The sequence below is a fragment of the Streptococcus suis genome (assembly GCF_902702775.1).
GTDB classification, from domain to species: domain Bacteria; phylum Bacillota; class Bacilli; order Lactobacillales; family Streptococcaceae; genus Streptococcus; species Streptococcus hashimotonensis.
Genome location: NZ_LR738724.1, coordinates 2,136,545 through 2,162,518 on the forward strand (window position 1 = coordinate 2,136,545; position 25,974 = coordinate 2,162,518).

28 protein-coding genes and 1 pseudogene are annotated in these 25,974 nt (G+C 40.6%); 3 read left to right on the forward strand and 26 right to left on the reverse strand.

The window, feature by feature from the left end; translation table 11 throughout:
• Positions 1–68: 68 nt before the first annotated feature.
• The 13 genes from GPW69_RS10305 to GPW69_RS10365 form a co-directional block, all read right to left on the reverse strand.
• A complete protein-coding gene (locus GPW69_RS10305) occupies positions 69–1,586 on the reverse strand; it encodes a flavocytochrome c (RefSeq protein WP_074391280.1) in 1,518 nt (505 codons plus the stop codon).
• Positions 1,587–1,720: 134 nt separating this feature from the next.
• Positions 1,721–2,170, reverse strand: coding sequence for a thioredoxin domain-containing protein (locus GPW69_RS10310; protein WP_074391281.1), 450 nt, complete (start codon positions 2,168–2,170; stop codon positions 1,721–1,723).
• Between the two features lie 65 nt (positions 2,171–2,235).
• Entirely contained in the window at positions 2,236–2,847 is a 612-nt protein-coding gene (gene rpsD, locus GPW69_RS10315; protein ID WP_002938227.1) for a 30S ribosomal protein S4, read from the reverse strand.
• Positions 2,848–3,050: 203 nt separating this feature from the next.
• Complete coding sequence (locus GPW69_RS10320; RefSeq protein ID WP_002938218.1) at positions 3,051–3,302, reverse strand: Veg family protein; 252 nt, start codon at positions 3,300–3,302, stop codon at positions 3,051–3,053.
• A 3-nt stretch (positions 3,303–3,305) separates the two neighbouring features.
• Positions 3,306–4,661 (reverse strand): replicative DNA helicase, encoded by a 1,356-nt coding sequence (gene dnaB, locus GPW69_RS10325; protein ID WP_002938217.1) that lies wholly within the window; start codon positions 4,659–4,661, stop codon positions 3,306–3,308.
• A 31-nt stretch (positions 4,662–4,692) separates the two neighbouring features.
• Positions 4,693–5,145 carry a 50S ribosomal protein L9 gene (gene rplI / locus GPW69_RS10330; protein WP_012775408.1) on the reverse strand — a complete coding sequence of 151 codons (453 nt, stop codon included), beginning with the start codon at positions 5,143–5,145 and terminating at the stop codon, positions 4,693–4,695.
• A 10-nt stretch (positions 5,146–5,155) separates the two neighbouring features.
• Entirely contained in the window at positions 5,156–7,117 is a 1,962-nt protein-coding gene (locus tag GPW69_RS10335; protein ID WP_024407743.1) for a DHH family phosphoesterase, read from the reverse strand.
• A 106-nt stretch (positions 7,118–7,223) separates the two neighbouring features.
• Positions 7,224–9,140, reverse strand: coding sequence for a tRNA uridine-5-carboxymethylaminomethyl(34) synthesis enzyme MnmG (mnmG, locus tag GPW69_RS10340; RefSeq protein WP_074391282.1), 1,917 nt, complete (start codon positions 9,138–9,140; stop codon positions 7,224–7,226).
• Positions 9,137–9,598 carry an NUDIX hydrolase gene (locus GPW69_RS10345; protein WP_074391283.1) on the reverse strand — a complete coding sequence of 154 codons (462 nt, stop codon included), beginning with the start codon at positions 9,596–9,598 and terminating at the stop codon, positions 9,137–9,139. The genes mnmG and GPW69_RS10345 overlap by 4 nt, the downstream gene beginning before the upstream one ends.
• 36 nt (positions 9,599–9,634) lie before the next feature.
• Positions 9,635–10,087, reverse strand: coding sequence for an NUDIX hydrolase (locus GPW69_RS10350; RefSeq protein WP_074391284.1), 453 nt, complete (start codon positions 10,085–10,087; stop codon positions 9,635–9,637).
• 129 nt (positions 10,088–10,216) lie between these two features.
• On the reverse strand, positions 10,217–10,849 hold the full coding sequence (locus tag GPW69_RS10355; protein WP_074391285.1) for an RpiB/LacA/LacB family sugar-phosphate isomerase: 633 nt from the start codon (positions 10,847–10,849) through the stop codon (positions 10,217–10,219).
• Positions 10,850–10,894: 45 nt separating this feature from the next.
• Positions 10,895–11,131 carry a hypothetical protein gene (locus GPW69_RS10360; RefSeq protein WP_018375149.1) on the reverse strand — a complete coding sequence of 79 codons (237 nt, stop codon included), beginning with the start codon at positions 11,129–11,131 and terminating at the stop codon, positions 10,895–10,897.
• A 53-nt stretch (positions 11,132–11,184) separates the two neighbouring features.
• Entirely contained in the window at positions 11,185–11,511 is a 327-nt protein-coding gene (locus GPW69_RS10365; RefSeq protein ID WP_014638837.1) for a winged helix-turn-helix transcriptional regulator, read from the reverse strand.
• 125 nt (positions 11,512–11,636) lie between these two features.
• Between GPW69_RS10365 and GPW69_RS10370 the strand changes: the two are divergent.
• A pseudogene (locus GPW69_RS10370) lies at positions 11,637–12,027 on the forward strand (nuclear transport factor 2 family protein).
• A 42-nt stretch (positions 12,028–12,069) separates the two neighbouring features.
• On the opposite strand, the gene mnmA reads toward GPW69_RS10370, so the two are convergent.
• Positions 12,070–13,194, reverse strand: a complete 1,125-nt coding sequence (gene mnmA, locus GPW69_RS10375) for a tRNA 2-thiouridine(34) synthase MnmA (protein WP_074391286.1) — start codon at positions 13,192–13,194, stop codon at positions 12,070–12,072.
• A 214-nt stretch (positions 13,195–13,408) separates the two neighbouring features.
• On the opposite strand from mnmA, the gene sdaAB reads away from it, so the two are divergent.
• Complete coding sequence (gene sdaAB, locus GPW69_RS10380) at positions 13,409–14,080, forward strand: L-serine ammonia-lyase, iron-sulfur-dependent subunit beta (protein WP_074391287.1); 672 nt, start codon at positions 13,409–13,411, stop codon at positions 14,078–14,080.
• Between the two features lie 12 nt (positions 14,081–14,092).
• The gene (gene sdaAA / locus GPW69_RS10385; RefSeq protein ID WP_074391288.1) at positions 14,093–14,965 is read left to right on the forward strand and encodes an L-serine ammonia-lyase, iron-sulfur-dependent, subunit alpha; all 873 of its coding nucleotides are present in this window, start codon (positions 14,093–14,095) and stop codon (positions 14,963–14,965) included.
• A 40-nt stretch (positions 14,966–15,005) separates the two neighbouring features.
• Here the strand turns inward: sdaAA and GPW69_RS10390 are convergent, their stop codons facing one another.
• The 12 genes from GPW69_RS10390 to GPW69_RS10445 form a co-directional block, all read right to left on the reverse strand.
• On the reverse strand, positions 15,006–15,611 hold the full coding sequence (locus GPW69_RS10390; protein ID WP_044683077.1) for a DUF3642 domain-containing protein: 606 nt from the start codon (positions 15,609–15,611) through the stop codon (positions 15,006–15,008).
• A gap of 111 nt (positions 15,612–15,722) precedes the next feature.
• Positions 15,723–16,391: a response regulator transcription factor gene (locus tag GPW69_RS10395; protein ID WP_014638843.1), complete on the reverse strand. Its 669-nt coding sequence runs from the start codon at positions 16,389–16,391 to the stop codon at positions 15,723–15,725.
• A complete protein-coding gene (locus GPW69_RS10400) occupies positions 16,388–17,770 on the reverse strand; it encodes a HAMP domain-containing sensor histidine kinase (RefSeq protein WP_044683078.1) in 1,383 nt (460 codons plus the stop codon). The genes GPW69_RS10395 and GPW69_RS10400 overlap by 4 nt, the downstream gene beginning before the upstream one ends.
• Before the next feature lie 121 nt (positions 17,771–17,891).
• A complete protein-coding gene (apf, locus tag GPW69_RS10405) occupies positions 17,892–18,452 on the reverse strand; it encodes an aggregation-promoting factor (RefSeq protein ID WP_044683079.1) in 561 nt (186 codons plus the stop codon).
• 131 nt (positions 18,453–18,583) lie between these two features.
• Positions 18,584–19,378: an energy-coupling factor transporter transmembrane component T family protein gene (locus GPW69_RS10410; protein WP_044667418.1), complete on the reverse strand. Its 795-nt coding sequence runs from the start codon at positions 19,376–19,378 to the stop codon at positions 18,584–18,586.
• Positions 19,371–20,213: an energy-coupling factor ABC transporter ATP-binding protein gene (locus tag GPW69_RS10415; RefSeq protein WP_002938195.1), complete on the reverse strand. Its 843-nt coding sequence runs from the start codon at positions 20,211–20,213 to the stop codon at positions 19,371–19,373. The genes GPW69_RS10410 and GPW69_RS10415 overlap by 8 nt, the downstream gene beginning before the upstream one ends.
• Complete coding sequence (locus GPW69_RS10420; RefSeq protein WP_074391320.1) at positions 20,189–21,025, reverse strand: energy-coupling factor ABC transporter ATP-binding protein; 837 nt, start codon at positions 21,023–21,025, stop codon at positions 20,189–20,191. The genes GPW69_RS10415 and GPW69_RS10420 overlap by 25 nt, the downstream gene beginning before the upstream one ends.
• A complete protein-coding gene (gene pgsA, locus GPW69_RS10425; RefSeq protein WP_014638849.1) occupies positions 21,025–21,564 on the reverse strand; it encodes a CDP-diacylglycerol--glycerol-3-phosphate 3-phosphatidyltransferase in 540 nt (179 codons plus the stop codon). The genes GPW69_RS10420 and pgsA overlap by 1 nt, the downstream gene beginning before the upstream one ends.
• A 19-nt stretch (positions 21,565–21,583) precedes the next feature.
• Complete coding sequence (rodZ, locus tag GPW69_RS10430) at positions 21,584–22,438, reverse strand: cytoskeleton protein RodZ (RefSeq protein WP_074391289.1); 855 nt, start codon at positions 22,436–22,438, stop codon at positions 21,584–21,586.
• An 81-nt stretch (positions 22,439–22,519) separates the two neighbouring features.
• A complete protein-coding gene (gene yfmH, locus GPW69_RS10435; RefSeq protein WP_074391290.1) occupies positions 22,520–23,803 on the reverse strand; it encodes an EF-P 5-aminopentanol modification-associated protein YfmH in 1,284 nt (427 codons plus the stop codon).
• Positions 23,800–25,053 (reverse strand): EF-P 5-aminopentanol modification-associated protein YfmF, encoded by a 1,254-nt coding sequence (gene yfmF / locus GPW69_RS10440; protein ID WP_014638852.1) that lies wholly within the window; start codon positions 25,051–25,053, stop codon positions 23,800–23,802. Before yfmF ends, yfmH begins: the two co-directional genes overlap by 4 nt.
• Before the next feature lie 491 nt (positions 25,054–25,544).
• Complete coding sequence (locus tag GPW69_RS10445; RefSeq protein ID WP_074391291.1) at positions 25,545–25,940, reverse strand: ArpU family phage packaging/lysis transcriptional regulator; 396 nt, start codon at positions 25,938–25,940, stop codon at positions 25,545–25,547.
• Positions 25,941–25,974: the final 34 nt, after the last annotated feature.

The following is a 25,974-nucleotide window of genomic DNA, read 5'->3' on the forward strand; positions in this document are numbered from 1 at the left end:
TCATCTTAGATGAATGACGACAATACAAAAAGAGGAGTTAGACTGTAGCCAACTCCTCATATTAAAATTTATTTCTTAGCAAATCCAGCTGCTTGTTCACCAGCCTGACGACCAAATACGATGATGTCTGCTACAGCATTACCACCAATACGGTTTTGACCATGAACACCACCAGTTACTTCACCAGCAGCATAAAGACCAGAAATTGCTGAACCATCTGTTTTCAATACTTCAGTATTGGTATTGATTTTCACACCACCCATTGTATGGTGAACACCAGGTGCAACTTTAATCGCGTGGTAAGAACCAGTATTCAAAGCATGGTCCATACCTGATGTACGACCAAATGCCGCATCATTCTTATCTGCTACAGCCTTGTTCCAAGTATCAAGTGTTGTTTGAAGTGTATCCGCAGGTAGGTCAATTTCCTTAGCCAAATCTGCAAGTGTAGCACCCGTTTTTACAAGACCTTTTTCTTCGTATTGAGCAATAGCTTTCACACGATCTTTCAAGGCATCATCAAAGATAACATAAGCATAGTTTGGCTCTAAGCTATTGATAGCCGCAGAAACTTTATCACGAGTTTCCAATTCATTAACAAAACGCTCACCTTTTGAATTGACAAGGATAGCACCCTCACCACGAACAGCTTCCGTAATCAAGTAAGAAGTTTCTTGCTCAACAGTTGGGTGAATTTGGATTTGTTCCATATCAACAGTCGCAGCACCTTCTGATTCAGCAAGTGCAATACCGTCACCTGTTGAACCTTCTTGGTTAGTAGTGACATAACCTTCAAGTGCTGGATTGAATTTAGCAACCATGTCTAAATCCGCACCGAAACCACCTGTAGCCAATACAACTGCTTTTGCAGAAACTTTCTTAGTTTCACCAGCAATCTTCACTTCAACACCTGTTACAACTCCATCTTTATCTTGAAGTTTTGTAACATCTGCATTTACAAAAATTGGTACTTCACGTTCAACAAGATTGTGGTAAAGACCATTTACTAAGTAACCACCAACAGCTGAACCATCTGCTGGACGGTGGGTACGTTTCTCACTCATACCACCAGTTGTAGTTAGATTGCTAAGAGTGATCCCCATTCCATCCAACCAGTCAATTGCACCAGCAGAGTTATCTACAAGATAACGAAGCAATTCAGGATCGTTTGTCCCTTTACCACCTTTAAGCGTTTCTTCGTAGAATTTATCGTTTGAATCAGCAATACCTTCCGCTTCTTGGAATTTAGTCTGTGAAGCATTCATACCAGCTGATGATTTAGCCGTATTACCACCGATAACAGGCATTTTCTCCAAGAGAGCAACACTAGCACCAGCGTCTTTAGCTGAGATAGCTGCCGACATACCTGCACCACCTGAACCAACAACGATAACATCGTAGCTATCTTTCAACTCAGATGGATCTGTATAAACTTTCTCAGATGCACCTGAAACAGCTTCTTCTGATGAAGAAGAAGTCGTAGATGATGAAGATGTAGCTGTCTTTTCAGACTTACCTCCACACGCCACTAAAAACAAAACAGCAAGTAGACTCATCAACAAGCCTAACCAAGCTTTCTTTTTCATGATAAACCTCCAATTTTTATCTGATATTAGTATTATACAAGATTGTGAAATGTTTTTCAATCTGTTTTGAAATATTTTTCACAAACATGAACAAAAAAATGTATGATATTCGATTCATACATTTTTAAAACTATTTACTGCCCTTGAAGAGCTAAAAAATTCTCTATTTCGGATAGCGTTGCTTGACTCCCTTTACGAAGTATTCCAGATAATTTACCCGATTTATAATAGGTTAAACTAGGAACCGTAGCAAGACCTTGACTCTGTCGAAATTGTTGAATTTTTCCATTCGGATCCGACTCGCTATCTAAATAGTAGATAGTCGCATGTGATTGTTCTACTGCCTCTGTTAATTTAGGAACAAAATCACGACAATAAGGGCATGTCTCACGACCTATGTATAATATAAATTCTTCCTCGTCTTGGACCTTTTGCTCCACTTCATCTATCGAAATAGCCTGATAACTCTTGACAGCCTTCACGTAGTCTGATTCATTTGGTGCAGCCGCTGATTGAGATAGAAAGAATGCCCCACCTACGACCAAAATAGTCAATACCACTAGCAAAGAATACTTACGCCACATAATCCCTCCTCAAATACAGACAAAAAGCCCTTGTAAATAGGGCTTTTAAAATATCGATACAAATCTTAGAGCATTTTGTTGTAGAATTCTACGACAAGAGCTTCGTTGATTTCTGGGTTGATTTCGTCGCGTTCTGGCAAGCGAGTCAATGAACCTTCAAGCTTTTCAGCATCGAATGATACGAAAGCTGGACGTCCAAGAGTTGCTTCAACAGCTTCAAGGATAGCTGGAACTTTGATTGACTTCTCACGAACTGAGATAACTTGACCAACTTCAACGCGGTATGAAGGAATATCAACGCGTTTGCCGTCAACAAGGATATGACCGTGGTTTACGAATTGACGTGCTTGACGACGAGTAGTTGCCAAACCAAGACGGTAAACGACGTTGTCCAAACGACGCTCCAAAAGAAGCATGAAGTTGAAACCAAGAGTACCTTGTTTGATTTTAGTAGCTTGTACGAACAAGTTACGGAATTGTTTTTCACCCAAACCGTAAGAGAAACGCAATTTTTGTTTCTCAGCCAATTGCAAACCGTATTCTGACAATTTAGAACGGTTGTTTGGTCCGTGTTGACCTGGTACGTAGTTACGACGTGCCAATTCTTTACCTGTACCTGTCAATGACAAGCCAAGACGACGAGCTTGTTTCCAAGATGGTCCTGTATAACGTGACATAGTTATGTCCTCCTAAAAAATAAGTATTCTGTAGGAAATAACCGTTTAAGCAAACCTGATTCGTGCAGGAGGCCTTCATCGAAACAGCAACGATTACTCTTCTTGCTGACCTTCTGTTGACGAGCTTCATTTTGCCCTGCTGTTATTTCGCACAAAGATTAGTATAGCACAAAAAAAAGGCTCTGTAAAGCCTTATATAGCGATTAATCCAAATAATGAATCAAAATCTTTTCTGTCAAAATGTCTGAGTAAGTATAAGATTCCACAAAGGTATTGTTTGGATCTTCAAATTCAACGATAAAGAGAGACTGATAAACCTCCACAATACGCCCCTGCTTATTCTTCTCACGCTTACGACCATTTTCAAGGGTCAATTCAACAATTTGTCCCTCATGGTCTTTAATATCTTGTTTGATTTGCTTCATTTTAGCAACATCTGTAAATGCATCACTCATTCTCTATCCATCCTCCCTCTTGGAAATACTTGCAAATTTATTGTATTCTTTTTGGAACATGAGTTCCACGGTACCACGCGCACCGGAACGGTTTTTCTCGATGATGACTTCAACCGTATTGTTAGGAATACCGCCATCTTCCTGCTCACCGCGCTCATAGTAATCATCACGATACAAGAAGGCAACAATATCCGCATCCTGCTCGATAGATCCCGATTCACGAATATCAGATAGAACAGGTCTCTTATCCTGACGTTGCTCCACACCACGCGACAACTGACTGAGGGCGATAACAGGAACTTTCAATTCCTTGGCCAAAATCTTCAGCTGACGGGAAATCTCAGAAACCTCTTGTTGTCGGTTTTCACGACCTGTTCCCGTAATCAATTGAAGATAGTCAATCAAGATCAAGCCCAGATTGCCCGTTTCCTGAGCCAACTTACGTGAACGCGAACGAATCTCTGTAATCTTGATACCTGGTGTATCATCAATATAGATACTAGCCCGAGCCAGGTTAGCTTGAGCCACCATGTACTTATTCCATTCTTCCTGCGTCAAATGCCCCGTACGAATAGCCCTCGAATTGATAACTCCCTCAGAAGCGAGCATACGGTCAACCAAGCTTTCTGCACCCATCTCCAAAGAGAAGATAGCAACTGTCAAACCCAGTTTTGTACCGATATTTTGTGCAATATTGAGCGCAAATGCCGTCTTACCAACCGCAGGACGAGCCGCAAGAATAATCAACTCTTCCTCGTGCAGACCCGTTGTCATGGCATCAAGAGCAGGATAACCAGTTGCAATCCCTGTAATATCCGACGTCTGCTTAGCACGAGTTTCAAGGTTATCAAAGTTGATATTTAAGACATCATCAATCCGCTTGAAACCACTTCGACTGGCTCCCTCACTGACATCAATCAAGGCTTTTTCAGCATTGGCAATAATGTCATCTGAACCATCCGCACCCTCATAAGCCTGATTAACTGCATCCGTTAAACGGGCAATCAGTTTACGGAGATTAGACTTTTCAGCAACAATCTTGGCATAGAATTCCGCATTGGCTGCCGTCGGCACGGAACTAATGATTTCAGCCAAATAGGCCAAGCCACCAATATTTTCCAAATCACCATGGTTCACTAAATAGTTACGCATGGTAGTCGCATCAATTGCCTCATTTCTATCAGAAAGAGCAATCATAGCTTTAAAAATTAGCTTATGAGCATGTTTGAAAAAATCTTCAGCTTCGATGTATTCACGAACGAAGACTAGCTTGCCTTCATCAAGGAAAATAGCTCCTAATACCGATTGTTCAGCTAGAATATCCTGCGGTTGCACCCGCAATTCATCCAACTCTGCCAAGATCTCACCTCCTCACTGGCTAGATAAATAATTAAGCTTCCTTAATACTCAAATTAATGATGCCTGTTACATCTTGATAGATTTTAACTGGTACATCAATGAGACCAATCGCACGAATTGGGTGATCCAGCTGAATATGGCGTTTATCAATCTTGATGCCAAATTGCTTGTCCAATTCTTCAGCAATTTTCTTGCTGGTAATAGAACCAAAGGTACGACCATCTGGACCAACTTTTTCGACAAATTTCACTAAAGTAGCTTCCTCAGCCAACTTAGCCTTGATAGCCTCTGCTTCTGCAATCATCTCTGCATGAGCCTTTTCCTTAGATTTTTCCTGACCACGAAGGGCGCTGATCGCTTGATTTGTTGCTTCCTTAGCCAAATTTTTCTTGATCAAGAAATTTTGGGCGTAACCTGTTGGAACTTCCTTAATCTCACCCTTTTTACCTTGACCTTTAACATCTGCTAAAAAGATTACTTTCATATCTGTTCTCCTAATTTCCATTTATTTCTTCGCGGATTTTATCCGTCAACTTTTCACATACTTCTGCGATTGTCTGGTCATATACCTGAGCGGCAGCTAGGTTAAAGTGGCCACCTCCACCCATTTCTTCCATAATGCGTTGAACATTGATCTTACTATGACTCCTTGCAGAAATAGATACATACCCTTTGGTATTTCTTGTTATAACAAATACCGCCTCAATTCCTGCCATGTCCAATATTGTATTGGCAGCCTTGCTCGGAATAATATTATCGTATTCTTTAGTATCATCTGCACACGCAATAACAACATTGGACTCAATTCTCTGCCCACTTAAAATCAGTTCATTGATTTGACGATATTCCTCAAAATCTGTCGCAGCAATCTGCTGAATTTCCAAGCTATCGCTACCACGAGTCCGCAAGTAACTAGCCACATCAAAAGTACGACTGGTCACACGAGATGTGAAATTTTTTGTATCAAGCATAATCCCAGCCATCAATAAACTAGATTGAATGCGATTAAGCTTATGGTGTTTATCATTCTGGAACTGAATTAATTCCGTTACTAACTCACTCGCAGAACTAGCACCACTCTCTATATAAGTCAAAACTGCGTTATTTGGGAAATCTGTATCACGACGATGATGATCAACCACCACAACTTGGGTAAATTGTTCATAGAAATCCTTATCCAAAGTCAAGCCAATCTTTGAATGATCTACCATGATTAACAACGACTGGAAAGTGACCATCTTCATGGCTTCCTCAACCGTTAGCAAATTAGAACAATTTTCATCACTCAACTTCTTGATAGCACGTGCAATATCTGGTGCCATTTCATCTGGATTATACACCGTATAGGCATTGTTCATAATATTTTGAGCAAAGTACTGCATACCGACCGCGGATCCAAGCGCGTCCATATCTAAATTACGATGTCCCACCACAAAAACAGCATCAACCGATTTGAGTTTATCTGATACAGCAGTCATCATAGCACGAGTCCGCGTACGTGTTCGTTTAACGGAAGAAGCCGAGCCACCGCCAAAGAAAAGTGGCTGTTTACTCTCATCATTTTCCTTGACCACAACCTGGTCTCCACCACGAACCTCAGCCATATTGAGATTTTGGAGCGCAACCTGTCCGATTTGGTGATGATTTTCATTACCATACGCCAATCCCATACTCAAAGTCAAACCTAAATCTAACTTTTTAGCCTCCTCGCGGAACTTATCAATAACTGAAAACTTATTCTCTATCAATTTTTCCAACACAGCATAATCTGTAAAGAAATAGAATCGATCCATTGTACCGCGTCGGTAGTAGATACCGTAATCATGGCAAAATTCCGAAACAAATTGAGCCAAGAAGGAATTGACTTGGCTGATTTGAGAATCTGTTACAGCATCCTCAAGCTCATCATAGTTATCAACTGAAATAATCCCTATAACAGGACGGCTTCCGATCAAACTATTTGTCGCTGAATACTCTGTTGACGCATCAAAAAAGTAAAATAACCCTTGATCAAAATCAACGTTAACAGCGTATCTCTTGCCTGAAAAGTTCGCATAAATTCGCTCCTCATCCAGACCAACGTCAATAATTTCACGTAGTTTTTTTTGATCAAACTCACCATTTTCTTGAGCAAAAATCAGCTCAGCAAAGGGATTAAACCATTCTACCTGATTACTATCTGGTCGAACTTTGATAACTCCCACTGGCATTTTATCCAAGAGCATCATCAAACCAGAATTGGCCTGATTATTGAGATATTCAATCTGTTCTAGCTCACTAAATTCATAAGAATGTTTTTGATAAATAAACAGCGCAATCAACACCAACAGGCTGATGAGTAGCGCAAAAACTGTACTGGCACCAATTGGAAAAAGTCGGTGGACAAGAGCCACCAACCCAAATAAAATGACACCTATCATGACAAAGTGAATTGTCGAAAATCGAAATCTTTTCATCACTAACCTCTGCCTGCCATTCTACCATAAATTCAGTAAAAAAGCTACTTTTCACATGATTTTAAAGTAGTTGACATATAGCTGACATACAGCGAAAAGAACAGCCTTAGTGACTGTCCTTTGATTTGTTTTTAGAAATGGAACGACTGCGTCCTTCCAAGTAAACCATGAGAATGGATATATCCGCTGGATTGACACCGGAAATCCGACTAGCCTGGCCAATGGTTTCTGGTGAAATCAGCTTGAATTTCTGACGAGCTTCCGTCGCTATGGAATCAATATCATCCCAGTCAATATCTGCTGGAATGCGTTTTTCTTCCATGCGTTTCATCTTCTCCACCTGATCCAAGGCCTTGGCAATGTAGCCCTCGTACTTGACCTCTGTTTCAATCAACTCAATGGTCTTGGCATCCAAGTCCTCTGCCGCAGGACCGATAAAGGCTACCGCATCTGCATAAGTCACATCTGGACGACGCATGAATTCCTTGGCGGTCAAAGCGTCTGTCAAGGGCTTGAAGCCCATAGCAACAACTTTTTCGTTAGTTTCCTTGATTGGCTTGAGTTTGATAGATTCCAAGCGTTTCATTTCATTGTCAAATTGATTTTTGTGAATCTGGAAAAACTGCCAGCGTTCATCATCTACCAGGCCGACATGACGACCAATCTCCGTCAGACGCATATCAGCATTGTCATGACGCAAAATCAAGCGGTACTCTGCCCGACTGGTCAAGAGGCGATACGGCTCCACCGTTCCCTTGGTCACCAGGTCATCAATCATAACACCGATGTAGCCGTCGCTTCGTTTCAAAATCAACTCAGGCTTACCCTGTACCTTAAGGGCTGCATTGATACCAGCGACAATTCCCTGACCTGCTGCTTCTTCATAACCTGATGTTCCGTTGGTCTGACCTGCTGTAAAGAGCCCAGAAATCTTCTTGGTTTCCAGCGTCGCCCGCAACTGATGAGGCATAACCATATCGTACTCAATGGCATAGCCCGTCCGCATCATCTGAGCATTTTCCAAGCCTTTAATGGAGTGGATCAAGTCCTGCTGCACATCTTCTGGCAGACTGGTTGACAGCCCTTGGACATAGATTTCATCGGTATTACGACCTTCTGGCTCTAGGAAAAGCTGGTGGCGTTCCTTGTCGGCAAAACGCACAATCTTGTCCTCGATTGACGGACAATAACGGGGCCCAATCCCCTTGACAATCCCTGAAAACATAGGTGCCCGGTGGAGATTGCTGTTGATAATCTCATGGCTAGTCGCATTGGTATAGGTCAACCAGCAAGGGATCTGGTCCTGCAAATAATCCTCGTCCTTGGACAAGAATGAAAAGTGATTTGGCTTTTCATCGCCTGGCTGAATCTCGGTTTCGTCGTAATTAATGGTGCGGGCATTGACACGCGGTGGTGTCCCTGTCTTGAATCGACCGATTTCAAGCCCCAATTCTTTCAGATTATCCGCCAGCGTGATAGAAGCTAGGCTATTGTTAGGGCCTGACGAATACTTGAGGTCACCGATGATAATCTCGCCACGCAGGGCTGTACCCGTCGTCACCACAACCGCCTTGGCAGAAAATTTCTGGTTGGTAGCCGTGCGGACACCGATAACCTTACCATCCTCCACCAAAATCTCATCAATCATGGTTTGGCGCAGGGTCAGATTTTCCTGACGCTCCACCGTCCGCTTCATCTCCGCTGCGTACTCTGCCTTATCCGCCTGAGCCCGCAAGGCACGAACAGCTGGCCCCTTACCCATATTGAGCATCTTCATCTGGATATAGGTCTTGTCAATGTTGCGGCCCATTTCGCCACCTAGGGCATCGATTTCCCTTACCACAATCCCCTTGGCAGAACCACCAATGGAGGGATTACATGGCATAAAGGCCACCATGTCCAAGTTAATCGTCGCAAGCAAGGTCTTACAGCCCATCCGGCTGGCTGCCAATCCTGCTTCTACACCCGCATGCCCCGCACCGATCACGATGACATCGTAGTTTTCTGCAAATGTATGTGTCATATTGTTTTCTCCTTCATATTCATGATGTGTTTGACTTGCCCATTCCAGTTTGGCAATTCTTGAGCCAGAAAGGCTGGCACGACATCTAGGTTGACAAGCTTGTCAACTTCAATCCATTCACAAGCTTGTTTCAACTTACCTTCAATCATCTCCTTAGGCATTTCTCCAATAGGCTCAACAATAAAATGAAATTCGATATTATGAAAATCTATGTCTTCGTGTGTAAACTGATTTTCAACTACAAAAGCTAGTTGATTGACACAGCTGTCAACCCCTAATTCTTCTTTGACTTCCCGAACAACCGCATCTTGTGCAGTTTCGTTGACTGCAATCGCACCGCCAATGGTATAATAACGCCCCTTAGAGTCCTTCGTGAGGAATATTTTCCCATTTTTTATAATCAATGCAGTCGCCCGAACACCAAAAATCTGATTGTCAATTCTGGTCCTAAAATCCATTCTTCCTTCTCTTTTCTAAAATTTCATTTAGATAGGCTAGCTTTCCCAATTAATAAAATGCTGCAACTGTCCCTTCCAACCAACTAGTTCCGTCTTGAGAAAGGCAGGGTTAAGGTCAAGATTTTTCAAGTCTGTAAAAGCAATCCACTCACACTGGCGAATAGAATTACCTTCTTCCAGATAGGTAACTGGCTCAGACAGTGGGGTAACAAGATAAAGAAATTCAATCCGATGATAGGATTTCTCCTGCAAACTAAACTGATTTTCAACGATAAAAGCCAGTGGTCCAACCTCCACATCAATTCCAAGTTCTTCTCGCATTTCCCGTTGTACAGCCTCTTTAGTTGTTTCGCCAAGCTGAATAGCACCACCCAAGGTATAGTAGTTCCCCTCCGGTGCCCTTACAAGAAATAGTTTCTCATCTTTTACTAACAATCCTGTCGCACGAACACCAAAGGACTGATTACCTACCACTGTCCGAAAGTCCATCTTCTCTCCTCAATAGCAAAAAATAGCCAAAACTCTCGAAAACTGCAGGACAAAAAAGCCTACAATTCCCATGAGCTTTGACCATCATAGTTCTTGTTAGAAATATTGTATCAAATCTGCTTCTAAAGTTCAAACCTTATAAGCAGTTAACTTTTCTAAAAGGAGTTTGTTCGTCCCGTTTTGATAAATATAATCGACAAATGTTTTTCTTCTTAAAATTTTAGTCAATAGATGCTCATCAAAATTTGGTAAAATTTCCAAAAAAGAGCGTGTTGTCAACTGATGAAGATGCACTAATTCAGTTGCTTCCTTCTTTTTACGTTCAGCATCTTGAACTGGATAGCCTGTATTAAATTCTCCATCAAATAATTTTTCCAAAGTATAACGTAAATTCAACTCGCCAGACCAACCAAAATTTAAGCCTAGTGGTAAAGAAACTACATTACCGTTGTTAATCCGACCAAATAGATAGACATCCTGAGGTGTTTGAACAAATCCACAACGTAAACCTGGCAAGCTGTTACAAGCCATCATCATTCCTTGACCAGAAGAACATCCCGTTACAATAAAATCAGCTGCATTTGTTTCAATCAATAGACTAATCATAACAGCTACTTCCACATAGGAGTAGTTTTCTATTTCTTCTGGAAATACGCCTAGATTGCCAACTTCATGTTGTTCTCCCGCAGCTTCACAAACTGTATCAAATAAGAGCTGGTTGATTTCAGTTCTTGTACTAGCTTGAATAACTACAACACGCATCTTCTCCTCCCTCCTTTATACACATCTGTCAATTAGATTGACATGCTACTCCTTAATCAAAAATCGAAGACCTTTCGATTTCAAGAACAGTTTTACATCATCTGTCATCAATAACACTGTTCCATCAATCGTTTTTAGATTAGGAAACTGACTCAGTTCTGATTCTGAAATTTTTGTAATATCAAAAAGGTCATCTTCTCTCCCCAATCGCAAAAAATAGCCAAAACTCTCGAAAATTGCAGGACAAAAAAGCCTACAATTCCCATGAGCTTTGACCATCATGATAATTGTTACTCTTATTCTATCAAAAGATTTGTAGAATTTCAAATCTAGTGTTACGCTAACGTTTCAATATATTCTAAGCCCCAAGCCTCAACAGCATCCAGTACCGAACGAAATTTTTCGCCCATCTCAGTCAAGCTATACTCTACACGAGGGGGGACTTCTGCATAGACCGTGCGACTAATAATGCGATCCTCCTCCAATTGTCTAAGGTGCCTTGTTAACATGGTTTGAGTAATACCTGGAATCAGTCGCTGTAATTCATTGAAGCGTTTCGTTCCTGTACTGAGTTGGTAGATAATCACCAATCCCCACTTACCAGTCAAGACTTTTTGTGTTGTTGCAAAAGGGCAAATACCATATTCACTAACTTTTTTCAAAAAAATTCTCCTTTATTTATCACAATAGTATCACTTTTGATACCAACTAATGAAAAAGTACCTACTTGCATAATGGAATGCTTCATCTATAATTGTACTATATCAAAAAAATTGGAGGACATCAAATGTCAACAAACTTGGAAATTTTTAATGCCTATAACAATGCTCTCATCGCTGGTGATTTTGCAGCTCTTTTTGAAACAAATGGCTAATGACATTATCTGGCATCAACCCGGAAATCATTCAACATCTGGTGCTAAAATTGGTAAGGAAGTACTCGGAGCACATCTAGCAACTTTCGCCGAAAAAACAAATGGAACTTTCAAAGTAGTGACAAACTGGGTATCCGATAATGATACTCTTGTTGCCGCTAACGTAACATTCCTCGGTACTCGAACAGATGGTGAAGAACTAAACATGAATGGCATCGATCTTTTCCGTATGGAAGATGGCAAAATCAAGGAAGTTTGGCTCTTCTCAGCCGACCAAAAAGCCGAAGATGCTTTCTGGGGATAAGATAAAAAGCTTAGCATGAGGGTGCTAAGCTTTTATTTTTGATTAAATATACTGACAAGCCACCCCATTTTTGTAGGCCATATCGATCATGCCACCGCCCAGACACTCTTGACCGTCGTAGAAAACAACGGCTTGGCCTGGTGTGATTGCTCGTTGTGGCTCTGCAAAAATAACTTCTGCCTTGTCACCTTTTACCTTGACAGTTACTTTACTATCTGGTTGACGATAGCGGAACTTAGCTGTGCATTCTAGCGTGAATTCTTCAGGCATATTACGTGTAAAGTGTACTTGACTAGCCTGTAAAGAAGTTGACATCAAGGACTCATGGTAGAAGCCCTGGCCGACATAGAGGATATTTTTTGATAGGTCTTTCCCGACAACAAACCAAGGCTCATTGTCCCCACCGATTTGTCCTCCGATACCAAGCCCCCCCCGCTGGCCAATGGTATAGTACATGAGGCCTGTATGCTCTCCCATATCACGACCGTCCACCGTCATCATCCGGCCGGGCTGGGCTGGCAAATACTGCCCTAAAAATTCTTTGAAGTTCTTTTCACCGATAAAGCAGATGCCTGTCGAGTCTTTCTTTTTAGCCGTCGCCAAGCCTGCTCGCTCTGCTATTTCCCTCACCTGAGGCTTTTGTAAATGGCCGAGCGGAAACATGGTTTTCTGCAGTTGTTCCTGTGAGAGTTGGCTAAGGAAATAGGTCTGGTCCTTGCCATTGTCTGCCCCACGTAGCATATGGACGGTGCCGTCCTCGTCGCGTGACACCTGAGCGTAGTGACCCGTCGCCACATAGTCCGCCCCCAAGTTCATAGCGTAGTCCAAGAAGGCCTTGAACTTGATTTCCTTGTTACACATGACATCTGGATTGGGGGTGCGGCCAGCCCGATACTCTGCTAAAAAGTACTCAAATACGCGGTCCCAATACTCTTTTTCAAAGTTGACAGAGTAGTAAGGAATGCCGATTTGGTCTGCCACTGCAGCCACGTCCTTGTAGTCTTCTGTTGCTGTACAGAAGCCATTTTCGTCCGTGTCGTCCCAGTTTTTCATGAAGATGCCGATCACATCGTAGCCCTGCTCCTTGAGCAAGAGAGCCGTAACCGATGAATCCACACCGCCACTCATACCGACAACAACACGGGTTTTAGAATTGTCAATTGACATAATCTTCTCCCATCTTTTCGTAGAAATAACGATTTGAAGGTCGTATTCCAAAATTTGATTATCCAAAAACGATTGACGATTTTGAACAACTTGTATTATACCATACAAAAAGAGTAAGCGATAGAATTTTAACATAAGAAAACACATTCATCTAGGCATATTCTCTAACTGGAAAATTTGATATAATAGTAGCAAGAAAAACGTGAGGATTACTATGACAAACTTAAAATTTCAGTCGGTCTTTGATATTATTGGACCTGTTATGATTGGCCCATCTTCTAGTCACACAGCTGGTGCGGTCCGCATTGGAAAAATTGTGTCTTCCATCTTCGGCGATGAGCCGACAGAGGTGGAATTTCAACTCTACAATTCCTTTGCCAAGACTTATCGTGGTCACGGTACGGATGTAGCCTTGGTAGCAGGTATTCTGGGCATGGATACGGATGATACCCGCATTCCTGACTCTCTTGATATTGCAAGAGAACGAGGCATTAAGGTTTACTGGCGTGTCAACAAGGACAGCAATACCCCACATCCCAATACCACCAGAATCATCATAAAAAACGATAAAAAATCCATCTCAGCCACAGGCGTTTCCATCGGTGGGGGAAACATTCAAGTAACAGAGCTCAACGGCTTCTCTGTCAATCTCAATATGAATACGCCAACTATTATTATTGTTCACCAAGATGTCCCTGGTATGATTGCGAAAGTGACCGATGTCCTTTCTAAGTATGACATCAATATCGCCCAAATGAACGTGACACGTGAAAAAGCTGGCGAAAAAGCCATTATGATTATTGAAGTGGATGCTCGCCAATGTGAAAATTCTATTGCAGAAATTGAAAAAATTCCACACCTGCACAATGTAACCTTCTTCAACTAGAAAGAGAAAGACATGTTTTATACTATCGAAGAATTAGTTCAGCAAGCAGACAACTTTTCTGGTAATGTAGCTGAACTCATGATCGCTACTGAAATTGAATTGACCGGTCGTAGTCGCGAAGAAATATTGACAATTATGTCAAGAAACTTGACAGTTATGAAAGACTCCATCGTAGATGGACTTACTGAAAGCAAATCCGTATCTGGTTTAACAGGAGGTGATGCTGCCAAGTTAGATGCCTATATGAAATCTGGTAAAACCCTGTCAGATTCCGCTGTCCTATCCGCCGCAAGAAATGCCATGGCCGTTAATGAATTAAATGCCAAAATGGGCTTAGTCTGTGCCACTCCGACAGCAGGATCAGCTGGTTGTTTACCAGCCGTTCTAGGAGTTGCTATTGAAAAGCTCAATTTGATAGAAGAACAGCAACTTGACTTCCTATTTACAGCTGGAGCCTTTGGACTAGTTATCGCCAACAACGCCTCCATCTCAGGTGCAGAAGGAGGCTGTCAGGCAGAAGTCGGATCTGCCTCTGCTATGTCTGCCGCAGCATTAACTCTTGCAGCAGGTGGAACTCCCTACCAAGCCAGCCAAGCCATCTGCTTTGTCATCAAAAATATGCTGGGTCTGATTTGCGATCCCGTCGCTGGTCTGGTAGAAGTCCCTTGTGTCAAACGTAATGCAATGGGAGCAAGCTACGCCATGGTAGCTGCCGATATGGCTCTAGCAGGTATCGAATCCAAAATCCCCGTTGACGAAGTCATCAATGCCATGTACCAAGTTGGAGCAGCTCTACCAACTGCCTTCCGTGAAACTGCTGAAGGTGGCCTTGCAGCTACACCGACGGGTCGTCGCCTTGCTCAAGAAATTTTTGGAGAAGATTGACAATAATGTAAACCAAAAAGGACCATAACGGTCCCTTTTCTTATTGTTTCGTGAATGTTAGTTTCTCTAAGGTTGTATCATTGGCATCAATTTCTGTCAAAGTAAGAGTTGGACCATTCAAGGTATAACTATCTGCTTCGCCATCAATGTAGGCAAGTTTTTTATCTAAATCAAAGATAACTTGTTCAATATCTTGATCTCCATCTTTGTCAACTTCTGTCAAGGTTGCTTGATTCCCTTTTACAGTCAACGTGTAGGAGTCATTTCCAGATGTTGCTGTATAAGTACCATCTAGCTCAGAGGTATCAACTAACTTTACACCGTAACTTGTTGCGAGTTGACTAGCAGAAGTTGTATTTACTGATGAGGCTGATGATGCATTAGCTTGTGCTATTACCTGTTGATTGTCATCATCATCTGCAATTCCAACTTGTCGCTCAATTTGATCTCCTAATGCCTCTAGTTTATTTTCATAGACTTCTGCTACGACAAAACCAGCCGTCACAAGTGCCAAGGCACCTACCGACAATAAGATAATCGATTTCTTACTCATGCCTGTAACCTTCTGTTTGACTGATTCCCAGACACCTGTTTTCTTACTTTCTACCACTTCAATAATTTCTTGTTGTTGATTGTTATTTTCCATTTTGTCCTCTTTTTAACTTGTTTTCTTCAGCTCTTGCTGATAAGTCTATTATAGCGGATAGGTTTTAACACTTTAGAGAAACTTTCTAAACAAATTCTAAACACTTATAAATTAATCATTAAGACGATAGCCTGCTCCCCAGACAGTCTCAATCAAATCCGCTCCCAATTTATCTCGGAGTCGATTGACATGAACAGCAACTGTCGCACTATCTCCAACATAGTCATATCCCCAAATGGTTTCAAACAAGTGATCTTTAGAGAATACTCGGTTAGGGTGTTTTGCTAGATAAACCAGCAATTCAAATTCACGATTAGGCAATTTGATTTCCTGACCATCCAAAGTCACTTTCCAATTATCCAAGAAAATAGTCATATTCCCAACTGTTAATTCATTATGATCATTATCCTTTTGAAAACGCTGGTAGCGAGCCAAATGAGCCTTTACACGCGCCACCAACTCCATGGGATCAAAAGGTTTGCTGATGTAATCATCCGCTCCCAAGCCTAGCCCTCTCACCACGTCCATAGTTTCTTGCTTGGATGTAACCATCAAAATAGGGAAGTCCACCTTATCCCGTAAATCACGACAAAGATCGTAGCCAGTTTTATTTGGGAGCATGACATCCAGCATTAAAAGAGCATAATCCTCTTTTTTGAGTTGGTCCTCTACAAGACCACCGTCATGTACCAAATCTACTTGGTAGCCCTGCATTTCTAGATAATCTCGCTCCAAATAAGCAATCTCTACATCATCTTCTGCGATTAAAATCCGTGTCATTTCGTATCCTTTCTAGGTAATCTAAAGATAAATCGAAGACCTGGAGTCGCCTCAACAGATACCTGACCATCCAGTCTCTCCATAATATTTTTTACAATCGCTAACCCCAGACCATGGCCTTCTACTTGCTGTCTGGTATCGTCTTCCCTGTAAAATTCTTCAAAAATTAAGTCAAGTCTATCCTTTGCTACACCTTTTCCGTTATCTGTAAAAGTCCAAACAACTTCTTGCTCCTGCATTTGTCCAGTAATACTGATTATCAGGGGCTTTACAGCGGCATATTTTCGTGCATTGTCCACCAAATTATCTAGAATTCTACGAAATTGAATTGGATCAATCTCAACTGGCAATCCATCTGATACTTCCAAACTAAACCGAATATCCTCATCTACTAATTCCTCAGTTTTCTCTCTTACATAGGACTGTAAAAAGATAGCCAAATCAAGCTGGACTTTATCAAATGGCATTTTATCTGTCTGCAATTGTGAAAAAGCAAATAATTTTTCCAGTAATTTCTCCATCACCTGAGATTTTTGATAGATAACAGTCAAATACTGATTACGTTTTTCGTCCGTATTGGCAATACCATCCAAAATTCCCTTGGCATAACCTTTGATAGAAGTCAAGGGAGTCCGCAAATCATGCGAAATATCTGCAACCATCTGGGTTCGATTTTGTTCATACAGTCGATTTTTCTCACGGGCATCTAACAAAGAAGTCTGCATTTGATTGAATCCTTGGGTCAATTCTTCAAATTCCTTATCACCTTGATAGGTCAGAGGTACTGTATAATCTCCCTGCTGGATACGTTCTACACCGCTGTGCAATTCCTCCAAAGGACGCATGATGACATCTAGGAGACGGCGAGTAAAGAAGAAGTTAAGCACCACTACGACCACGATACCTATTCCACCAACTAACAAAAGCTGTATCAGGAAGGCTTGAAATTCTTGGCTTTCTTGCTGGTCTTCCAAATCTTCTAACAAGGCATATAAATAATAAACTTGCCCATCCATGGCGAGTTTACGGCTAATCACAATTTCTCCATCTACATAGGAGGTGTGAGTGGTTGATGATACTGTCACTCCCAATATCTCATCCGCATCATCTTTCAGATTTGAAAAGACAGCCTCACCATTACTTTCTACATAGAGTCGTGCATCATTCGATGCTAACTCATCTGCCAATACTGCAAAATCTAATCCCGAAAATTTTTCCAAACTCTGTTGACTACCTGCTGTCTTCTGGCTAGTGGACTGCCATGTTTCTTGGTTACGATAAATACTATTAACCACATAGACACTTACCCCCAGCATCGCAACCAAGGAAAAAATAAGCATGATCATATTTAATCGAAAAATTCGTTTTTGTAATTTCATAGTTCTTCTTTTCTAGTCAATTTTTTCACAATTATAAACAAAACAACCCTATCTGTAAAGCTAGACAACTTTCAACAATAGAAAAAAGTCTAGCATCGCGCTAGACCTCTTCTAATTTATCTTAGTACCAACCATTTGCCAACCAGAAGGCCTTGGCTGCAGACCATGAACCATAGCGACTAGCAACATAAGCATCTGCTACACGCTCTTGGTTTTCTGGTGAGTAATCACCGTTCAAGTAAGTATTTGTCAACTGGTAACGACCAATGTAGATACCGTTACGGGCATCATAGCTACCGCTTGATTCCTTCATTGCAATCCATTCTTTTGCTGCTGCATCTTCAGCACTCAAGTTTGAAGAATAGGTGCTAGTTGTTGCTGTTGCAGTAGAAGTTGAGGATGTTGTTGATTGAGCTTGTTCAACTGAACTCTCTACTGTCTTCACTGTCACATCACCCAATTCGATAACTTGACCGACATGGATAAAATCTAAGTTGGTAATCTTATTCTGCTCTGCTAATTTTTCAACAGTAGTATTGTATGTTTCAGCAATTTCAGACAGGGTATCACCAGACTTTACAGTATAGGTTTCTGCACTGACTACACCCGCAGTCAAAAGGGAGATTCCCGCTACCAAACCAGCAATAGTTGTTTTTAAGTTTTTCTTTAATGTAATGTTCATAATAGTCACATTCCTTTCTGTCATGTGTCTATCATACCCTCTAACTATTACTTAGACTTTGTGAAATTGTTACAAATATTACAGACAAATTGAGATTAGACAATAAAAACGCTATTTCTAGCGTTTTTTACTCATTTTTTCAATATAAATAAGAGTCCAGCTAAAGCTAACATAACTAAAATTGCTAACGTATCTGCTAACTTCCATTCCAAAATCCGATACTTGGTTCTCCCATCTCCGCCTTGATACCCACGCGCCTCCATCGCCGTCGCAAGAGCATCTGCCCTCTTAAAACTTGATGCGAATAAAGGAATCAAAATAGGAATAACTGACCTTACCTTCTGAATAAGATTTCCCTCATTAAAGTCCACCCCACGAGCTCTCTGAGCATTCATAATCCGAGTGGTATCATCCATCAAGGTCGGTACAAAACGCAAACTCATGGACAACATCAAACCAATTTCATGCACAGGAACTTTAAATTTCTTCAAAGGTGCAAGACCTGATTCAATACCATCTGCCAAGCTAAGGGGTGTCGTCGTCAAGGTCAATAGGGTTGAGAAGAAAATAATCAAAACAAAGCGAACAAAAATAATCGCCGCCTGTTGCAAACCCTCAACTGATAATTTAAAAATCCAAAACTCCCATAAAAGTGTCGCTCCAGGTGTAAAGAAAACCTGAAAGAAAGTTGTAAATAGAATAATTCCTATCATCGGTTTCAAACCATTAATAAAAAATGATAAGCGAATACGAGATAAAACAACCATTCCTAAAACAAATGCTATCAACAAGGCATTGGTGACCAAATTATTGGCCCAAAAAATCATCAATAGAAATCCAAACATTGCTAAAAGCTTACTTCTTGGATCCAAGCGATGAATAATTGAATCCCCAGGAATATAGCGACCTAAAATTAATTTATCCATGTGTCACCATCCCCGTAAATTCTTCAATTGTAATAGGAAGACGTTCAAATACAAAGCCTCTTCTCTCCAAATTAGCTGCAAATTTAGTAATCTTAGGTACTCCCAACTGAATACTCTCTAAAAAATCTACCTCTTGAAAAATATCGACTGGTTTACCAGAACGGACCAGCTTTCCCTTTTCCATAATGTAAACAAAATCAGCATAGTTAGCCACATCGTCCATCAAATGAGTTACCAAAACGATTGTCATGCCTGATTCATGAAGCTTTTTGAAAATATCCATCAATTCCTGACGACCCGCAGGGTCCAAGCCAGCTGTTGGTTCATCCAAAACTAAGATACTTGGTTCCATTGCCAGAATCCCAGCAATAGCCACCCGACGCATTTGACCACCAGATAGTTCAAAAGGACTACGCTCAAACAAGCTTTCATCAATTCCAACCAAGGCCAACTTTTCACGCGCAATCGTTTCAGCCTCTTCCTGAGAAACTCCGAAATTTTGTGGACCAAAAGCAACATCTTTCAAGACCGTTTCATCAAACACTTGACTTTCAGGAAATTGGAACACCAGCCCCACTTTCTTCCTTACTTGCTTAATATCCTTATTTTCAGACGTCGCTGTAATCACAACATCATCAATGACTACTCTTCCTTCTGTTGGTACATTTAATCCATTCAAGAGTTGTAAAATCGTTGATTTGCCCGAACCCGTATGCCCAATAAGGGCCGTGTAAGAGCCATCAACAATCTCCAAATCCACACCAAAAAGCGCACGCCCCTCAAAAGGAGTGCCAGCTTGATAGGTATAGCTTACTTCTTGGAGATCAATTCCCATAAAGTTTCCTCTAATTCTTCCTCTGTAAAATAGCGGAGCGGTAAATCAAGTCCAGTCTGGCGCAAAGATGAAGCCAGTTCTGTCGTAAATGGTCTATCCAAGTCTAAATCTACCAAATCTTCTCGCATAAATAGTTCATTTGGAGTGCTAATTGATTCAACCTGTCCATTTTTCATCACGATAACTCGGTCACTCAATGCAACCTCATCCAAATCATGTGTTATAGAGATAACCGTCATACCATGACGATCCTTAATTTCACGGACAATCTTAATCAAGTCGAGACGACCTTCTGGATCCAACATAGACGTAGCCTCATCCAAAATAATAATTTTTGGACGCAAGGCAACCACTCCAGCAATCGCCACCCTCTGCTTCTGACCACCAGATAAACGAGCAGGCTCACGTGTTTTGAAATCAGTCATTCCAACTAATTCCAAAGCTTCGTCAACTCGACTACGCATCTCCTCCAAAGGGATTCCCTGGTTCTCTAAACCAAATGCAACATCATCTTCAACTGTGGCACCCACAAATTGGTTATCTGGATTTTGAAAAACCATACCAATCAAGCGTCGCTTCTCCCATACATTATCAATGGTTAAGGCATCACCGTCAATATAAATATCACCTGATTCAGCTTCCAACAAACCATCAATCAAACGAACTGTTGTTGATTTACCCGAACCATTATGTCCAATAATAGACAACCACTCTCCCTGTTTCACGTGAAACGAGACATCATTTAGGGTATAGCGCTCATCCTCTTGGTTGTATTTATATTTAAGATTTTTTACTTCGATAATATTTGTCATCATTTAAAAGTATCTTTGAATAAGTAAGAGGCACCCCTGAAATAATCATAGCCTGAATATAGGGTGAAGAAAAGTGCAATATAGAGTGTTATTTGCCCCACGACGTTCCAGTGTAAGAGCAGGAAAATAACTGCAAACATCTGTGAAAATGTTTTGATTTTTCCTGGCATGGCCGCAGCTAGAACTGTTCCTCCATTTTCCACCAAGAGTAGACGAAGACCCGTCACTGCCAATTCACGACAAATAATAATTGCAACTACCCAAGCTGGAGCAAAGCCAAGCTCTACAAGCATGATAAACGCTGTCATTACCAAAATCTTATCTGCCATCGGATCCGCAAATTTTCCAAAGTTTGTTACAACCTGCCATTTACGAGCCAAGTAGCCGTCTAGATAATCCGTAATACTAGCTAATGCAAAAATAAGTGCTGCCAACACATGACTAATTGTTGAATCCCAAACGGTCAGTAACAAGATAAAAATTGGGATTACCAAAATCCTACCTATCGTCAATGCATTGGGAATATTTTCTTTTTTCATTCTAATACCTTTATTGCCCTTATTCAAAATTTAAAGTGACCGCCCCTGTATCGGCTGTCAGAGCTGATATATCTAACTTTTGACCACCTACAGTTACCTCTACTCCTTTGACAACACCAAGAACAAGTGTAGTAGAAGTCACTCCTTCTTCAATAGTAGTAGTTACTGTTGGATTATCAGGTGTTAGTGTAACGCCCCCCTCTAACAAGGTGTCAGAAAGGCTGATCCAACTCGTTGTATTTTTTGCTGTTACAGTTACTTCTACTGGATAAGTCACTGTTTTAAGGGTCGCAACAATGTTAGAACCTGATCCTGAAATAGTCACATTTTCTGTAGCGGAACTACTTGAACTCGTTGAATTTGACTGCGCCTGCTCAGTAGAACTCGTCTCTGTGCCACTACTTGCTTCAGATACAGATTGCTCAACTATACTATATGACGTTGTAGTAGGCGTAATAGATGCTCTATTTTGGAGCCTGCTATGAACAATATAAGTCACAAAAATAATTATCAAACCCGTCGCAAGTAATAAGTAAATCAACGGAAGATAAGAGTTCTTTTTACGTTTACGAACCTTATAGCTTCTTTTCAATTCTGAAGATCGGAGTTCTTCTTCTCCATCTTCATAATATTTCACTAAACTATTGGTCTCGTAAGCATCCAGTAGGACATCTGCATCTAATTCCAAAGCCTCAGCATATGCTCTTAAAATAGAATGAACATCATCTGAGTTTGCAATAAAATCAAAATCATTGTACTCAAGTGCCTGCAAATATTTAGCTTGGATTTTTGTTATCCGTTGCAAATCAACGAATGTCCAACCCCGTCCTTCTCTAGCTGTTCTAAGTACTTCCCCTATACTCTTTTGTCTCATAATACCCTCTCTCTATCGCTCATCATGTACAGTATACTATTCTAACAAAATTCCAAAGAAATTTCGACGGGTTGCGCCCACTTATTTTGGAAAAATCGTGAAATCTGTCATATCACAATGATCAATAAAGCGACGACCTGCCTCCCTGATATCATCTAACTGAAGACTTTGTATCATTTGAGGTATATCAAAAACATTTTCATATTCTGAATACTGAGAAACAAAGTGACTAGCTGTAAACTCAAGAGAATTTAAGCTACGAATAAAATCTCCATACATCTCGTTTTTCAACAATTGTAAATGATCCTCTGTCACATCTGCATCATCCTCAAATTTCCTAAGTGCTTTCATCAGTATACTAGAAAGCGTAATGGGTTCTTGAGTATCTCCCGAGATAATCAAATAGTGGTACTCAGGTGTAACCTCTAATTGGAACTGGAAAGAAGAATCAATTTTTCCCTGCTCGTATAACTGTTGGTATCGTTTTGAAGTCCAACCAAACAACATGGCAAATAAAAATTGTAAACTGAGCCGATATTTCTGAATAGTCTCCTTATCAACCTCGTCATTTCCCCGTAAACCAACAGCCAATTTTGGGGTAGATACTTCAAATTGTTCTGAGAGATGCTCCTGTATCGGCAACTTTTGGACACCTGCCAATTCAAACGACTGAGCTGGATTATCCATCTGAGCTACTTGATAGCTTGAAATTTGTTTCCAAACTGCCTCTAAATCAAAATTACCAATAACGAATAAATTCATGTTACTTGGATGATAAAACACATCAAAATTCTCATGTAAATCATCCGCAGTAATTGCAGAAATTGATTCAACTGTCCCTGCTATATCATAGGCCAAAGGACTTTCTGGATAAAGCGATGATAAAATTCCCGTAAACAAGCGATAATCTGCATCATCTTGATACATCTCAATTTCTTGTTCAATAATCCCCTGTTCTCTTTCTACATTGTCTTCTGTAAAATACGGTTCTCGAACAAAAGATTGTAAAAGTGATAGAGACTCCAATACTTTCTGAGTCGTTGAAAATAAGTAACTAGTCTGTCTAAAACTGGTATAAGCATTTGCGCTTGCTCCCAATTTAGCAAACTCATTCATAATATCCTCTTCATTCTCAGTTTCAAACAGCTTATGTTCTAAAAAGTGTGCAATCCCTGCAGGATAGACAACACTATTACCATTAGCCAATGTAAATCGAGTATGAATACCCCCAAAATTGGTCGTTAGAATTCCATATGTCTCATGGAAATCTACTTTAGGAAGTAAAACAACTGTCAACCCATTGTCAACTTTCCCATAAAAGACAGATTCTTTCATGTAAGGATACTTCTTCTCAACTAACTTCATTCTTCTGTCCCCTCCATAAAGTAAACAGCCTGTAAATTAATCATCTGTCCTACTCGAATGACATCGTCTATTGATACAGATTTGATAGCCTCAATCCAATCTAGCCAACTTAAATTTCTATTTCCTAAGGTAACTTGATTATATACTTGTTCTATCAAATTATTCTGCCTATCTTGAGCCAAGGTTGCTGAATGAATCAACATGTTTTTTGTCAACTCTAATTCTTCTTCTGTAAATTTACCACATTTTAAATCAAGTAGTTGTTTACTAATTAACTTCATTACCCTGAGTCTATTTTCGCGGCTAATTCCAGCATAGACCTTCAGCATTCCTGAAAAAATAGAGACCTGACTTCCAATTGTATAGGCCAAACTTTCTTTCTCACGAACATTCATAAATAATTTCGAATGGGAGAAAGCACCTAGTAGACCATTAAATACCATCAAAGCTGGATAGTTTACATCGTTGTAAACCACCTGTAAATGATATGCCAATTCCAAAATGGACTGCCTTGCCTGTTTACGCTCGATTTTTTCTTGCGTTATGTTTGAGTATTCCTGATGATATTCTAACTCTAATTTTGGATTTCTATAAGTAAAACCAAAATCTTCAAGTTTTCTTTTGACTTGCTCTCTGTCAACCTTCCCTAAGACAAATATATCAATTTTATCCATACGCAACATATTCCGATAAATCTGAAAGGTTGATTCTGCTGTTTCTTTTTCAACCAAATCAAGCCTACCGACGCGTGGAATTTGAAGAGAGGGATCTTTATAAAAAAGCTTACTCATTTCAACATCTGCATGATAAAAATTATCTTCTATCTCTGACTGAAGAAAATTGATTAAATTCGTTTTTTCAACCTCGAAAATCTGGCTATCAAATCCTCGTCCCTTTTTCAGTGGTCTAAATATACACGTGTATAAAAAATCAAGAATCTCTACTGTAATATCCTCATTTTCTGGCAAGTGACGAGGACTGACATATGAAATTGTCACATCTACACAGTGCACCCTACCACGTTTTGAAACTGAGGTCGAGAACTGAGCACCATACAATTCTGCCAATCTTCTCCGAACAGCCTGAGCAGTCTGAAATTCTTGGTTACCCATTTCAAAAATATTTGCAACTAACACACGACCAGCAACGGTAGCCTCACTCATTTCAGCTGCAAAGCGAATACGTATACGATTTGTCGTAAACTGATCTGTATCAATAAAATGAAGATCTACTCCCTCTTGTAATTTCATCTTCTTCCTCTTTCAAACATTGTACCTTCCATTATACCATTTTGTGATAAGGTATGCTTGGCTTTAGCATTTGGTTGCTTTACACGCCTTTTCAGTTGATTTTACTGGATTTTTGAAAAAAAGTGTAAACTTTATACAGCGTTACATTTCCCTAGAAAGTGTACAAAAAGGGGAACAAAAAAAGCCTATCATTTATAGCATGATAGACTAAAAATAATGAGTTCAGCAGGCAAGGACTAGCGTATCCATTCGGTACGCTTTTTTGATTGCTGATAAGTGTATTATATCATGCTTCTACTGTTTCCTACTGTGTTTTACTGTATCCGTTCAAAAATACCATTTTGGCGAAATAGACTGCGGCGCGTGGTTGCTAATTGCTCAAAAATTTCAAAAAGGGAAAATCGTGCACGGAAGAGGGCGGCGTTGTTTATTCCCGAACAAACCCACCCCCGTTCAAAAAAAGATGGGGGTATTTCCGAATGGTCCCAAACTTAACTATCCAAGTGCTGCAGTAGTTCGCCACTACGGTACTGACCAGCGAACTCTAGCAAAGCTTCATTTTTAGCCAAGTAGTAAGTACTTTCAGCTATCCCAAGTTGTTGTGCCTGCTCTACTGATCGTAACTTGTCGGGTGATATATAACTCATGATAAGTATAGCTCGATGTCTTGGTTTAGCTATCGCGTTGATAGCTTTCAAAATCTCGTTGACCTCGTTTGGTGCCTCACGTTGCCAGCCGTGTACCTTGCCCTTGTAGTCTTCAGGGTCAAACTCAAACAGCTTTATGGTCCAATTCTCATCTACCTGTATCATGTCATGATGCAGAACTACCACCCTGCACCAGCGGGGAAACTCCTTTAGTTTTCTTTTTGCTAGTTGTTTGCTCAAGTCAACGCCCTCCGTGTGATATAATAGTTTTAGA